The 14646-nt window shown below is 63.5% G+C and carries 10 protein-coding genes; 7 read left to right on the forward strand and 3 right to left on the reverse strand.

What is annotated here, in order from left to right; translation table 11 throughout:
* Positions 1 to 101: 101 nt before the first annotated feature.
* On the reverse strand, positions 102 to 3122 hold the full coding sequence (locus tag NKI38_RS04130; RefSeq protein WP_352655014.1) for a caspase family protein: 3021 nt from the start codon (positions 3120 to 3122) through the stop codon (positions 102 to 104).
* Between the two features lie 172 nt (positions 3123 to 3294).
* Between NKI38_RS04130 and NKI38_RS04135 the strand changes: the two genes are divergently transcribed.
* From NKI38_RS04135 to NKI38_RS04145, 3 genes are all read left to right on the forward strand, one after another.
* Positions 3295 to 4245, forward strand: coding sequence for an AEC family transporter (locus NKI38_RS04135; protein ID WP_352655016.1), 951 nt, complete (start codon positions 3295 to 3297; stop codon positions 4243 to 4245).
* Between the two features lie 203 nt (positions 4246 to 4448).
* Positions 4449 to 5906 carry an NAD-dependent succinate-semialdehyde dehydrogenase gene (locus NKI38_RS04140; RefSeq protein ID WP_352627945.1) on the forward strand — a complete coding sequence of 486 codons (1458 nt, stop codon included), beginning with the start codon at positions 4449 to 4451 and terminating at the stop codon, positions 5904 to 5906.
* Between the two features lie 91 nt (positions 5907 to 5997).
* Positions 5998 to 7020 carry an aldose epimerase family protein gene (locus NKI38_RS04145; protein WP_352655018.1) on the forward strand — a complete coding sequence of 341 codons (1023 nt, stop codon included), beginning with the start codon at positions 5998 to 6000 and terminating at the stop codon, positions 7018 to 7020.
* Between the two features lie 141 nt (positions 7021 to 7161).
* On the opposite strand, the gene NKI38_RS04150 is transcribed toward NKI38_RS04145, so the two are convergent.
* Positions 7162 to 8082, reverse strand: coding sequence for a sugar kinase (locus NKI38_RS04150; RefSeq protein WP_352628138.1), 921 nt, complete (start codon positions 8080 to 8082; stop codon positions 7162 to 7164).
* Positions 8083 to 8232: 150 nt separating this feature from the next.
* Between NKI38_RS04150 and NKI38_RS04155 the strand changes: the two genes are divergently transcribed.
* The 3 genes from NKI38_RS04155 (at position 8233) to NKI38_RS04165 (ending at position 10123) form a co-directional block, all read left to right on the forward strand.
* Positions 8233 to 8682, forward strand: a complete 450-nt coding sequence (locus NKI38_RS04155) for a FixH family protein (RefSeq protein WP_352655020.1) — start codon at positions 8233 to 8235, stop codon at positions 8680 to 8682.
* Between the two features lie 7 nt (positions 8683 to 8689).
* On the forward strand, positions 8690 to 9889 hold the full coding sequence (locus NKI38_RS04160; RefSeq protein WP_352655021.1) for a cytochrome-c peroxidase: 1200 nt from the start codon (positions 8690 to 8692) through the stop codon (positions 9887 to 9889).
* A gap of 69 nt (positions 9890 to 9958) precedes the next feature.
* Positions 9959 to 10123 (forward strand): hypothetical protein, encoded by a 165-nt coding sequence (locus NKI38_RS04165; protein ID WP_352655023.1) that lies wholly within the window; start codon positions 9959 to 9961, stop codon positions 10121 to 10123.
* 263 nt (positions 10124 to 10386) lie between these two features.
* On the opposite strand, the gene NKI38_RS04170 is transcribed toward NKI38_RS04165, so the two are convergent.
* Positions 10387 to 10839, reverse strand: a complete 453-nt coding sequence (locus tag NKI38_RS04170; RefSeq protein WP_352655025.1) for an Lrp/AsnC family transcriptional regulator — start codon at positions 10837 to 10839, stop codon at positions 10387 to 10389.
* Between the two features lie 164 nt (positions 10840 to 11003).
* Between NKI38_RS04170 and putA the strand changes: the two genes are divergently transcribed.
* Entirely contained in the window at positions 11004 to 14612 is a 3609-nt protein-coding gene (gene putA, locus NKI38_RS04175) for a bifunctional proline dehydrogenase/L-glutamate gamma-semialdehyde dehydrogenase PutA (protein WP_352655027.1), read from the forward strand.
* Positions 14613 to 14646 lie beyond the last annotated feature (34 nt).

The following is a 14646-nucleotide window of genomic DNA, read 5'->3' on the forward strand; positions in this document are numbered from 1 at the left end:
GCTATCCTTCTCCGGTTCCCGGCAAAGGGTTCCGGTGACAGGACATATAGGGACGGCAAAGCCAGCCGAAAGACAAGGCTCGGCCGGCGGGAAGCGTGCCTCTACTTCTTCGCCAGCTGCTTCTTCACCAGATCGATCTTCTGGTCGGTCAACGGGATGGGAAGCGTGTAGCCGGCTTCGGTAAAACCTTGCTTGGCGTTTTCGAAAAATTCGATGGCTTTCAGATATTCCGGCTTACCAGCGCCATAGCTGGCGCGGTTCCAGTGGATGTCGCCGAGATTGTTCTGTTCGAAGGCCCATTGCATGGGCAGGCTTTCCCTAGTGAACACCCTCAGCGCCGCCGTGAAGGCAGCCTCGGCATCAGCGAGATATTTGTCGGTTCGTTCGAGATTGCCGAGGTTGAGCAGGCTCATGCCGATGCCGTTCTGCGCGTTGGCCCAGTCGACCGGTGCGGCATCGATGGTCAGCACTTCAAGTGCCGCCCTGCGGGCCGCGATCGACTCAAGCAAGGTCTTGGGGTCGGCATTGTTCATGCTCAACCAATGCAGCGTCGAGCCGAGGCCGGCCTGGGTCAACGCCCATTGCCGCGGGTTCGTCTCGCGCCTGTATTCGCGCAACGCATCGCGGTAAGCGTCGACCGCGTCGCTGTAATGCTCGGGCTTGTCGGTGACGCCGCCCAGAAGCTGCAGTGTGTTGCCGAGATTGTAGTGGCTCATTGCCCAGTCGAGAGGGAATTTCCGTCTGACATAGACCTGCCGGGCGGCCTGGAACGCCGCAGCTGACTGCTCCAGCTTGGCCGCGTCGCGGGTGCGCTGGCCAAGCGTCTGATAGATCGAACCGAGATTGTTCTGCGCCGACGCCCAGTCCATCGGGAAACGCTGCCGGGTAAACACCGTCAGCGCATCGTCATAGGCAGCCGCGGCCTCCTCGAGCGCGCCCGTGCCCATATCGAAGCGGGCGACACCGCTCAGCGCGTTGCCGAGGTTGAGCCGGCTGGTTGCCCAGGAGACCGGGAAGGTTTCACGGGTTCGGACCTCGAGCGCGGCACGGAACGCGTCGGCCGCCTCGTTGATCCTGGCCTTGTCGTTAAGCTGGATGCCGAGCGACACCAGCGTGTTGCCGAGATTGTTCTCGACCATAGCCCATTCCACCGGCGCTTTTTCGCGCGTGTATTCCTCAAGCGCCAGCCGGTAGGCGGCTTCGGCTTGCGTCAGATGCTCGCTGGCGGGTTCGCGTTCGGAAAGCGCATAGAGGGCCAGGCCGAGGTTGTTCTGCGAAGCGGCCCAGTCGAGCGGCACCTTGTCGCGCGGGCGCTTCTCGAGTGTGGCGCGCATCGCCACCACCGCTTCATTCAGGCGCTTCGGGTCGCTCTCGCGTTCGCCGATCTTCAACAGCACATTGGCCAGATTGTTTTGAGCGGCGGCCCAGTTGAGATCGTCCTTCTCGCGCTCGAACACGACAAGGGAATCACGGAATATCCGGGCCGCTTCTTCGAGGTGAGCCGTTTCCGTCTCGCGCTCGCCGATGGTCTGCAGAACCACGGCCATGTTGTTGCGGGTGATCGCCCAGTCGCGGTTTTGTTCGCCATTGGGGATGAAGTTCAGGATGGTGCGATAGGCCTCGATGGAGTGTTGCAGCGCATCTAGGTCACCAGTGGCGTAGCCGAAGGCATTCAGCGCCTCGGCTTCCTGGTTCTTGTAATTCCAGCGCAGCTTGTCGTCCCATTTTTCGGCCAGCGAAAATGCCTTGGCGTAGTCGCCGGCGGCGGATCTGTAGTCGAAGACCAGCGCCGAGGCATCGGCGCGTCTGGCATAGATCGCGGCATCGGCAATGCGCTTCTGCTTGACGAGATCCTCGGCTTCATCGACCGCATCGTTGGTCTGTTCGACCCGGCCGACCGCGTCGTCGAGGAATTTGCGCGCCGTCACGATGGCGCCCTGGCCGATCGCCTTGTCGGCGGAGACGACCAGGCGTTTGATCTCCGGATCGTCGGTGCGCAGCGCGGCACGTTCGGACATCATCTTCTTCAGGCGCTCGGCCTGGGCATCGAGCACCTTTTGCAGGTCGCCCGGATCTTCGGGGATATTTTCCGTGCCGAGCGCCTTCAGCACGCCATAGAGCGCATCGAGCGGCACGCCTTCCTGCAGCGAGGCCAGTTCCACCTGCGCCCGTTTCGGGTCGGGCAGGTCCGAAATCGTCAGCAGCAGCTGGCGCCGCTCGCCGGTGATCAGCCCGTCGTCGCCGGTCGGCTCCGCTGGCGCAACGCCGAAATAGAGCAGCCGGCGCAGGCTTTCATTGACCCAGGGGCGCTGCTTTGCCTTGGTGTCGAGATAGACTTCTTCGGTCACCATGCGCATGACCGAGCCGAACTCGGTGCCCTTCATCGCCGCGAGGTGGCGCAGCAGGGCGGACGCGTAAGGGCTGTTTTCGCCAGCGGCGCCATCGAGCGCCGGACGACCCGGTTCGGCGGCAAAGCCGACCACCGTACCCAGGTTCGCGTCGGCCGCCGGCGCATTGCCGAGCGCCTTGGCGCCGCGCACCGGCTCCAGACCACCGGCACCGATCGGCGAGGCGGAGGCGGTCGGCGCGCGCCGCACCGCGGCATCCGCGGGGAACGGATTGGTGCGGCAGGCGTCGAGCAGCACGATCGTCACCGGCACGGTCGCTTTCAACGCATCCATAACTGCGGATATCGGCACCAGCGCTTGGTCGGCATCTTTCAATGACGACACGTCGGCATCGAGCGGAACCAGATAGTTCTCGCCGCCGGCCTCGATGCCGTGACCGGAATAATAGATGAAGGCGACGTCGGCGCCTTCTGCATCCTCCGTAAAGCGCTCTAGGTCGCGCTTCAGCTTCGCGGCGTCGCGATCGGTGACGCTGCGGGCGTCGAAGCCGAGATCGGTCAGCATCTTGGCCATGTCGCGGGCGTCGTTAGCCGGGTTGGGGAGGGCGGCGATGTGCAGGTAATTCGACTGGCCGATGATCAGCGCCACGCCCTTGAGGCTTTTCGTCTCGGCAACTGCAAGCGTCGTCGCGGCAAGGCAAAGCAATGCGGCGACGAAAGCCTTCAGCCACGCCTGCTGCAAAAGATTACGCTTTGAGGTTTCGACAAAGGTCATTTGTCGTTCGTATCCGCCCTGATGATCCAAGCCCTCTATAGTGCTACCAGTCTACCATGATCAAATTCGGGCATGATCAAATTCGGGCATGAAATTCGGGCATGAAATTCGGGCGCGATTGCACCGTGGCCGTGGCTCGCCTATCACGGGAAACTCGCCTGTCACGGTAAAAATGTCTCCGCTCACCGAAACCGTTCTTTTCGTCTTCAGCCTTGTGGCGCTCGGCTACCTCGCCGGGTTGACCGGCTATTTGAAACCGGCGAGCGGCGAGGGGATAGCCGATTTCGCAGTCAGTGTGGCGATGCCGCTGCTTCTGTTCCAGACGATGGTGAACTCCGACTTCCACGGCGTGGCACCTTGGTCGCTGTGGGGCGCCTATTTCGCGGCTGTGGCAATCACCTGGGCCGCCGGCCATCTGGTCACGACCCGGATCTTCGGCCGGGATGCCCGCGCCGGCGTCGTCGGCGGAGTTTCATCGGCCTTTTCCAATATCGTGCTGCTCGGTGCTCCCTTTATCCTCGGCATATTCGGAGCGGACGGTTTCGAGGTGCTGTCCTTGCTGGTGTCGGTGCATCTGCCGATCATGCTGATGGCCTCGATCGTTTTGTTCGAAGTCTTCGGTCGTGGCAGCGGCGAACCCGTGCATCCCTTGCGTGTTATCCGTAGCTTCCTCAGGCGGCTTTTCATGAATCCGTTGATCATCGGCATTCTGGCAGGGCTTGCATGGCGCATCACCGGCGCACCGCTGCCTGATGTCGCCATGCGCCTAGTCGATGCGCTGGCCGGTACGGCGGGGCCGGTGGCGTTGTTCGCCATGGGGCTGAGCCTGCGTCGCTTCGGCATTTCGGGCAATGTCAGGCCGGCGCTGGTGCTTTCGGCGTTGAAGCTGTTCCTGATGCCGGCGCTGATCCTGATCTTCGTCTGGCTGCTCGGCCTGCCGCCCTTGACGGCCAAGGTGGCGGTGATGGTGGCCGCGATGCCATCCGGCGTCAATTCCTATCTGATCGCGGTGCAGTTCAACACCGGCCAGGCGTTGGCGTCGAACCAGATGACCATTGCCACCGCCTGCGCCGCTGTCACCACCGCTTTCTGGCTGACGGTGGTCGTGCATGTCTTCGGGTAGAACTGGACTCCCCACAGGAATTTGCGTGGGTGGGACTCTCGCCTCGGGCTGGTCCAACCCCTATATGCCATCTTGCGATTGCTTGCGGACCTTGCCCTAGGTAAAGAGCAGTGGCTCCGGCGTGCCGGCCGCAGTCCAATGGCCCACGCTCACCGAAGACTTCACAGACCGGCCCGTCAGAGCGCCGAAACGGAGGATAGACCATGCTTCAGAAAACCAGCCATTTCATGCGGCAGGCCAATCTCATCAATGGCGAGTGGGTGCAGGCCGACAGCGGCCAGACGGTCGACGTCAACAACCCGGCCACCGGCCTCAAGATCGGCACCGTGCCGAAGTCCGGCAAGGCCGAGACCCGCCGCGCCATCGAAGCCGCCGCCGCCGCCTTCAAATCGTGGCGCAAGACGACCGCGCTCGAGCGCTCGAAGCTGCTGCGCAAACTGCACGACGCGATGATGGACAATCAGGACGTGCTGGCCGAATTGCTGACCATCGAGCAGGGCAAGTCGCTGTTCGAATCGAAAGGCGAGATCGGCTCGGCGGCGTCCTATATCCTATGGTTCGCCGAGGAGGGCCGCCGCACCTACGGCGACGTCGTGCCTTCGCCATGGGCGGACCGCCGCATCCTGGTGACCAAGGAGCCGGTCGGCGTCATCGCCGCCATCACGCCGTGGAATTTCCCGTCCTCGATGCTGGCCCGCAAGCTTGGCCCGGCGCTCGCCGCCGGCTGCACCGCGGTCGTGAAGCCTGCCTCGCAGACGCCTTATTCAGGTCTCGCCTGGGGAGCGCTCGCCGAGGAAGTTGGTTTCCCCAAGGGTGTCATCAACATCCTGACCGGTTCGGCCAGCGAGATCGGCGACGAGATCTGCGCAAATCCGCTGGTGTCGAAGATCACCTTCACCGGCTCGACGGAGGTCGGCAAGCTTCTCATTCAGAAGTCGTCCGTCACCGTCAAGAAGGTGTCGATGGAGCTCGGCGGCAACGCGCCGTTCATCGTCTTCGACGACGCCGATCTCGAACGCGCCGTCGCCGGTGCGATCACCGCCAAATATCGCAATTCCGGCCAGACTTGCGTTTGCACCAACCGCTTCCTGGTTCAGGCCGGTGTCTATGACAAGTTCGTCGAGAAGCTCGCCGCCGCCAGCAACGGGCTGAAGGTTGGTTCCGGCCTCGAGGACGGCGTGCAGCAGGGACCGCTGATCGACGAGAAGGCGGTCGAGAAGGTCGAGGAGCTGATCGCCGACGCGACTTCCAAGGGCGGCAAGATCGTTGCCGGCGGCAAGCGCCATGCGCTCGGCGGTTCGTTCTTCCAGCCGACTGTCATCGCCAACGCCACACCCAAGATGCGCTTCATGAAGGAAGAGATCTTTGGGCCGGTAGCACCCGTGTTCAAGTTCGAGACCGAACAGGAAGCCATCGCGCTTGCCAACGACACCGAATTCGGCCTCGCCTGCTATTTCTATACCGGCGATCTCGGCCGCGCCTTCCGGGTCATGGAAGGGTTGAAATACGGCATGGTCGGCGTCAATGAAGGCCTCATCACCACGCCGGAGGCACCGTTCGGCGGCGTCAAGGAATCGGGCCTCGGCAAGGAAGGCGGACATCAGGGCATCGAGGATTACCTCGACACCAAATATGTCTGCATCGGCGGCCTCGGTCTCTGATAGGCTACCTCTGAGATGGGGGGCCGATGGCCTGCCCATCTCTCATGGGAAAACCAGCCGAAATCCTCTGGATCAACTGACATTTACGGGCATGGCGATGAAGGACGGCGAGGTTTTCGGTACGACGCAGGCAGGCGAGGCGGTGCGTCGCTTCACGATCAGGGGCGGCGGTATCACCGCCAACATCATCGGTCTAGGCGCTATCATCCAGGATCTGCGCCTGACCGGGCACGATGCACCGCTGGTGCTCGGCTATGACAATCTGGGATCCTATGAGACCGACACGGCTTTCTTTGGCGCGGTCGTCGGCCGCTATGCCAACCGCATCCGCGACGGCCGTTTCACCATTGGCGGCAGCCGCTACCAGACCGAGCAAAATTTCCTCAACAAGCATACGCTGCATGGCGGCTCGCAAGGTTATTCCCATCGGCCGTGGACGGTTTCCTTGCATGGCAGGGATTTCGTCACGCTGACCCTGCACGATCCCGACGGCACGATGGGTTTTCCCGGCGCGCTTGATGTCACTTGTACCTACCGGCTGAAGATCCCCGGCACGCTCAGCGTCGAACTGTCCGCCACCTGCGAGGAGCCGACGCTGTGCAATCTCACCCAGCATTCCTATTTCAACCTGGATGATGGCGGCGCCGGCGACATTCTCGACCACAGGATGATGCTGAATGCCGGCGCCTATCTGCCGGTCGATGGCGACATGATCCCGACCGGGGTGGTCAAGCCGGTCGACGGCACGCCGTTCGATTTCCGCCAGGCGCGGCCGCTGCGCATGGAAACCGAGGGCGAGCAACTGCCCTACGACCAGAATTTTTGCCTTGCCGCGTCACGTGGACCACTCAAGCAGGCGGCATGGACGCAAGGCGCCAGTTCCGGTGTCGAGATGGAAGTCTGGACCACCGAGCCCGGCGTTCAGCTCTATACCGGCCAATATGTGACGCCGCGCACCGGGCTGGAGGGGCGCAACTACAAGGCCTTTTGCGGTTTCTGCCTGGAGCCGCAGGTGTGGCCGGATGCGCCGAATCGGCCATATTTCCCACAGGCGACGCTGTGGCCGGGCGCGATCTACCATCATGTGACGGAGTACCGCTTCCGCCTGCCTTAAGGTCCGCCGATATTCAGGTGAGGCCGGCCTGCAAACAGCAGTTTCCTGCGCTTCCGGTGCTTACGCACCCAAAAGTACGCTCCGCTCCGGTTCTCGGAACCTACTGTTTTCGGCTCGGCCTGACCTGAATCTCACCGGACCTTAGCCTTCGAAAGCGTTTCGCAACGTCTCGAAAGGTGCCAGTGCGCCGCGCACTTGCACCACGGCGGCGGCGACACGATGGGCACGGCGCGCGGCTTCCAGCGGGTCGTGGCCGGCAAGTCGGGCCGCAAGGTAGCCGCCGTTGAAGGAATCGCCTGCGCCGGTCGTATCGACGGGGTCGGTGACATGGATCGCCGGGACTTCGCACAGCGTTCCTCCTTGGGCAATCAGCGCCGGTGCTTCGCCATTCTTGACGACGATCTCGCCAACGAGTTGCCCGAGCCGCTCTGCGGTCGCCTGCGGTGTTGCATCGCCGAACAGCATCTGCTCGTCGGGGAAGGTCGGCAATGCGATGTCGGTGACGGCAAGCGCTTCGGCGATCGCGGCCTGCGCCTCCTCACGATTGCGCCAGAGCCGCGGCCGGTAATTGGGATCGAATGCGACACGTGAACCAGCCGAGCGCGCCTTGGCGACGGCCGCTAACAGGGTGGCGCGCGCAGCCTCGTCCAGAATTGCCAAAGTAATTCCGCTGAAGTAGGCAAGAGACTGATTTTCCAGGCTTTTCGATAATGCTGCAGGATCAGAGGCAAGCTGCCGCGCAGCGGCGTCGGAACGCCAGTAGGTGAAGGAACGCTCGGCGCCGGTGAGCGTGATGGCATAGAGACCAGGCCGTGCCCCGGCTATCACCGGGCTGGAGCCGATGCCAATGCCGTTCTCGGCGAAAAAGCCGATCTGGCCTTGCGAAAACGGATCGTCACCGAAGGCGGAGACATAGGTTGCCGGCCTCTCAGTGCTCAACGCGTGCAGCGCCCACAGCGTGTTGAACGTGTCGCCGGCAAAGCCCATGCGCCAGTTCGGTCCCGTCTGGCCCGACAGTTCGAGCATGCATTCGCCGATCGAGGCGACGCCGTTTCCCGCCATCTGCAATCCTCCAGTGATCTCGCTGCTGTAGCTTTTTGCCACCGGCAGCGCCATGCTTGGCAAGCAGGGTTTTTTCCGCCATGGCGTTTTCCCACAGCTGGCGGGATGCGATCCGTCCGGCAGAGCGTTGTCTGCAGAAGAGGAAACGGTTTGGCATCGGTATGGCGCTATCTTCTGGCAGGTCTTGGTCTGGCTGCCTTGCTGGTCGGCATTCTCGCGGTCGTCTATCTGACGGCGCCGTGGTCGTCGCAGCCCGCCGGCCCGGATGTCTCCCGGACGAAGAAAACCGCCAATGGGCTGTTCGTGGCAAGTTTTTTGCCGGAGCGAGGCGTTGTACGGCAAGGCCAACTGCAATCCTGGCTGCTGACGCTGAAGACAAAGGCTGGAGTGCCGGTGGAAGGGGCCGCGATCGCGATCTCCGGCGGCATGCCGCTGCACAGTCACGGCCTGCCGACCAGCCCGCAGGCGACCGACTATCTCGGCGACGGGCGTTATCGCATCGAAGGGGTGAAATTCACCATGAGCGGTTGGTGGCAGCTGCATTTCGCCATTTCGGCCACGGCCGGCTCCGACACCGTGGTCTTCAACGTGGTGCTGTGAGCAAGAAATGAGGCGGCTTTCACGTTTTCTGGCGCTGATGGTTGCCGTTATCGTTGCCGGTTGCGGCAAGCCTGACTTTTCCGACGCCGAGAAGAAGACCATCGCCTCGCTGGCGCTGTCGGCACTGCCGCCGCTGAAACCCGACACCACCAACCGTTTTGCCGATGTGCCGGCCGCCGCCGCACTCGGCTCGACGCTGTTCTTCGATCAGGGCATGAGCCGTGACGGCACGGTATCCTGTTCGACATGCCACAAGATCGACCGTCAATTCCAGGATGACCTGCCGCAAGCCGTCGGCGTCGGCCACACCAACCGGCGCACTATGCCGCTGGCCGGCGTGGCGCGCGATCCTTGGTTCTTCTGGGATGGCCGCCGCGACAGCCTCTGGGCGCAAGCGCTGACGCCGCTCGAAAATCCGCTGGAGCAGGCGGGAAACCGCACCGCCTACGCGCATTACATCAAGGCGCGCTTCGGCGAGCGCTATGAGCGCATTTTTGGTCCGCTGCCCGATCTTTCGGGCATGCCGTTGAATGCCAGCCCACAGGGAAGCGATGCCGAGAAGGCTGCCTGGAACGCGATGAGCGGTGCGCAGCGTGACGCCATCAACGGCGTCTATGCCAATATCGGTAAGGCGATCGCCGCCTTCGAACGCTCGATCGAGCCGGCGCCGACGCGCTTCGACCGCTTTGCGCTGGATCTCGTCACCGGCGCCGAGCCGAAAGGCGAAGCTGCCTTCACGACCCAGGAAATCCTTGGGCTGAAACTGTTTATCGGCAAGGCCAACTGCGTGACCTGCCATGACGGTCCGCGCTTCACCGACAACGGTTTTCACAACACCGGCGTGCCGCCCGTTGCCGATCTGCCGCCGGATCGCGGCCGCATCGATGCCGTGGCCCAAGTCGAGGCCGACCCGTTCAACTGCTTCGGCGCCTATCGCGATGGTGACGCCGGCGCCTGCGGCGAACTGCGCTTCATGGTCAAGGATGCGCCGCAACTCGTCCGCGCCTACAAGACGCCGTCGCTGCGCGGCGCCGCGACCCGTCCGCCCTACATGCACGCCGGACAGTTTTCGTCGCTCGACGAAGTGGTGGCGCATTACGCCAAGGCTGCGCCCAGCGTCGAGGGGACATCCGAAGTTCACCCCCTGGAGTTGTCGGATCGCGAGCGTGCGGCGCTGGTGGCTTTCCTGAAGACGCTTTCGGAGTGAGTTAGCCGGCGATAGGAATAGTTGAGCCGTGAAGCGAGGCGAGTTGGTGAAGCGAGCAAAGGAGGTTCTATGAACCGGAGTATGATTCCTGTCGAGGAAGCCGCCAAGGAATGGTTCAAGGATTCAAAATTCGCTGCCCAATATGAGGCATTGGAAGACGAGTTCGCAATCGCTGAGGCTTCGATCAAGGCTCGGTGCGAGAAACAGCAAGACAAGGTCGTCGGCGACCGCTGAGCGCCTAATTGCTTGAGCACGGATCGCATGCTTCGGCGATTGGCGCAAACATCCATCGCTTCGTCATTCTGGGGCGTAGCAAGGAGCGAAGCGACGCAGCGCAGATGCCGCGACTTCAGAGCGTTGCTGCGGTGCAGAATTCTGCTCCGCTGCACCCTCCGGCTAAGGTACCGGCATGGATCCCAGGGTCTTCGCGACGGAGCTTCGCTCCTGCTTCGCCCGGGGATGACGAAGTTGGGGAGGCTTCGGCCAATCCCTAGGTTCTACCGATCCTTGACCGTCTCCATTGCCACGAATGTCGAGGTCTGGGCGACGTGGGGCAGGGCTGAAATGCGCTCGCCCAAGACGCGGCGGTAAGCGGCGATATCCCGGGTGCGGACTTTCAGCAGATAGTCGAAGCTCGACGCCATCATGTGACACTGTTCGATCTCCGGCACGGCCTGTACGGACCGGTTGAAGGCGTCGAGCGCGGCGGATCGCGTATCGGACAATTTCACCTGAACGAAAGCGACATGGCCTTCGCCCATGCGCTCGCGGTCGATGGTCGCCTGGTAGCCCCTGATGTAGCCGTCCTTCTCCAGCCGCTTCACACGTGCCTGCACCGGCGTCTTCGACAAGCCGACCTTTGCCGCCAGTTCCGACATGGAAAGCCGTCCCTCGCTTGCCAGCGCCGCCAGGATATTCCTGTCGATGCGGTCCAATTGGTCTTCTGTCACCGAAAAACGCAGTCCATATGATAATTCTAGCCCGCTAAGTTAGATCGAATGACCTGCAATGTCGATTTCTTTGGACCGGCTGAAATTTCTCACTTGTGCTAGCTTGCGCCTTTCGGTCCGGTGACCGCCGGCCCGCTCCCTGATGCTCGCTCCGCAGGACCGCCATGCCGCTCGATACCATCCGCCAGCAGATTCGCGCCAACTACCTTCCCGATGAAGACGAGGCCGTGAAGCGGCTGGCCGAGGCGACGGGGCTCTCCGCGAAAGACCGGAAGGCGATCTCGGCCCGGGCCGCCGATCTGGTGCGGGCGGTGCGCGGCTCGTCCGACCCGCGGCTGATGGAGGTTTTTCTCTCCGCCTATGGTCTCTCCACCAAGGAAGGCGTGGCACTGATGTGCCTGGCCGAAGCGCTGCTGCGCGTGCCCGACACCGAAACCATGGACGACCTCATCGCCGACAAGATCGCACCGCATGACTGGTCCGCGCATTCGGGCGGTTCGAGTTCGATCTTCGTCAACGCCTCGACCTGGGCGCTGATGCTGACCGGCCGCGTCCTCGACGAGGGCGAAGGCGGCATCGAAGGCACGCTGCGCTCAATGGTGCGGCGGCTCGGCGAGCCGGTGATCCGCAAGGCAGTGGCCGCCGCCATGCGCGAGATGGGCGAGCAGTTCGTGCTCGGCCGCACCATCACTGAAGCCGTCAAGCGCGGCCGGCCGATGACGCAGAAGGGCTATCTCTATTCCTTCGACATGCTGGGCGAGGCGGCTCGCACCGAGGCCGACGCCTTGCGTTACCACAAGGCCTATGCCGACGCGATTTCGTCGCTCGATTCCGGCTCCAACGGCCCTGATATCAGGCAGAACCACGGCATTTCGGTCAAGCTTTCGGCGCTGCATCCGCGCTACGAGGTGGCGCAGAAGGATGAGATGCTGCCTGTCATGGCCGAGCGACTGCTGTCGTTGGCGCTGGCCGCGCGCCATTCGCGCATGGGTCTCAACATCGACGCCGAGGAGGCGGATCGCCTCGATCTGTCGCTCGACGTCATCGAACGGGTGCTGGCCGAGCCGGAACTCGCAGGCTGGAACGGTTTTGGCGTGGTGGTGCAAGCGTATGGACCACGCGCGGCCTTCGCCATCGACTGGCTCTATGCACTGGCCAAGAAATACGACCGCAACATCATGGTGCGACTGGTCAAGGGCGCCTATTGGGACACCGAGATCAAGCGGGCGCAGACACTCGGGCTCGCCGGTTATCCCGTCTTCACGCGAAAGGCCAACACCGACGTCTCCTACATCGCTTGCGCGAAAAAGCTGCTTGGCATGACCGACCGCATCTATCCGCAGTTCGCCACCCACAATGCCCACACCGTCGCCGCCATACTGTCGACGGCTGACAATCGCGATACCTTCGAGTTCCAGCGCCTGCACGGCATGGGTGAGGCCCTGCATGAGACGGTGCGCCGGGCCGAGGGCACGCGCTGCCGCATCTATGCACCGGTCGGTGCGCATTCCGATCTGCTTGCTTATCTGGTCCGCCGGCTGCTGGAGAACGGCGCCAACTCCTCCTTCGTGCACCAACTCACCGACGAGGACGTCGAGCCGGAGGACATTGCCCGCGATCCACTCGAAACCGTGGAGAGCCAGGGTCCGGCCGCCAATCCGGCGATTGCCCGGCCTTCCCAGATTTTTGGGGCCGGTCGCCGCAACTCGAAGGGTTTCGATATCACCGACACGATGACGCTGGCGGCGATCGACAGGGCCAGGGCGGCCTTCGTCGGGCCGGATCGCTGGCATGCCAAGCCGATCACCCGCGCCGCCGGCTACGGCAAGCAGCGTCCAATTGTAAACCCGGCAAAGCCTTCCGAGGTGGTCGGCACGGTCAGCGAAGCCGCTGCCAAGCAGGTGGCGACCGCCGTGCGCTTTGCGGTGGAAGCGCAACCGGCCTGGGCGAAGCGTCCCGTGGGCGAGCGCGGGGCCATCCTGAACCGTGCTGCCGATCTCTACGAGGCGAACGCCGTCGAGTTCTTTGCACTCGCCACCCGCGAGGCCGGCAAATCGCTGGCCGACGGCGTCGCCGAGGTGCGCGAGGCCGTCGACTTCCTGCGCTACTACGCCACTGAGGCGGCCAATGCGGAGGCGGGCACGCAAGCGCGTGGCGCCATCGTCTGCATTTCGCCGTGGAATTTCCCGCTCGCTATCTTCACCGGCCAGATCGCGGCAGCGCTGGTCACCGGCAATTCGGTGATTGCCAAGCCGGCCGAGCAGACGCCATTGATCGCCTTCCGCGCCGTCGAATTGCTGCGCGAGGCCGGTGTGCCGGAAGACGTCATTCAGTTGCTGCCTGGCGACGGCCCATCGGTCGGCGGGCCACTCACCGCCGATGCGCGCATTGCCGGCGTCTGCTTCACCGGCTCGACCGAGGTCGCCAAGCTGATCGAGAAACAACTGGCCGAGACCGCCGCGCCCGACGCCATGCTGATCGCCGAGACCGGCGGCCTCAACGCCATGATCGTCGATTCCACCGCGCTGCCCGAACAGGCGGTGCGCGATATCCTGGCCTCGGCCTTCCAGAGTGCCGGCCAGCGCTGTTCGGCGCTGCGCGTGCTCTACGTGCAGAAGGACGTCGAGAAGAAGATGCTGGAGATGCTGAAGGGCGCCATGGAAGCGCTCAGCATCGGCGATCCCTGGCGGATTTCAACCGATGTCGGCCCGGTCATCGACGACGAGGCGCAGGCTTCGATCCGCGAGTACTGCACGAAAATGGGCCTGCAGGGCCGGCTGATCGCCAAGCTTGAAGCGCCCAAGGACGGCCGCTTCGTCGCGCCGCATGTCTTCCGGGTCAAGGGCATCGAGGACATGGAGCGCGAGGTGTTCGGGCCGGTGCTGCATGTCGCGACCTTCGACGCCGACGAGATCGACGCGGTCATTGCCGCCATCAACCGCAAGGGCTATGGCCTGACCTTCGGCCTGCACACCCGCATCGAGGGCCGCGTACAGCATTTCGTCGACGGCATCCATGCCGGTAACATCTACGTCAACCGCAATCAGATCGGCGCCGTGGTCGGTTCGCAGCCGTTTGGCGGGGAGGGGCTGTCCGGCACCGGACCAAAGGCCGGCGGTCCGCACTATCTCAGGCGCTTCCGCAAGGGGCCGGAGGCCGGAACCCATGTGCAGGATGGCCATAAGGTCACGGCGACCGAACTTGCCGACAATCTGCCCGATCCCGCATTAGGCGGCTGGTCGACGCGCCCGGACCGGATCGCCATTCTGAGGAAGCATCTGCGCGGCAAGGGTGCCGCAGCAATTAGCGCTGCCGCCGGTATCGATTTCGGTCAGGTCGATCTGCCCGGACCGACCGGCGAGGCCAATACGCTGTCACTATCGCCACGCGGGCGGGTGCTGTGCCTGGGCCCCGATGGCGACACGCTGCTCGCGCAGACGATCCAGGCGCTCGCCGCCGGCAATGCGGTGCTGGCGGTTGCGCCCGGCGCGCCGGCAGCCCTTTCCGCATTGACCGGCAAGGGCCTCCCCCTGGCCGCCATAGACGGTCGTCCCGATCCGGTCGAAGCGCGCTCGCTGCGCGTCGATGTCGTGGCTTTTTCCGGCACGCCCGAGGCCGCGCGCATCGTGCGCAAGGTCATTGCCGACCGCTCCGGCCCGATCGTGCCGCTGGTCAGCGAGGTGCTGAACCCGGCGGCCTATGCACATGAACGCGCCGTCTGCGTCGACACCACCGCCGCGGGCGGCAATGCGAGCCTGCTGGCCGGAGCTTGACCCGGCCAACTCTTTTGTTTTTATGCATGTCGTT

This window comes from Mesorhizobium sp. M0621 (genome assembly GCF_040320745.1).
GTDB lineage: Bacteria > Pseudomonadota > Alphaproteobacteria > Rhizobiales > Rhizobiaceae > Mesorhizobium.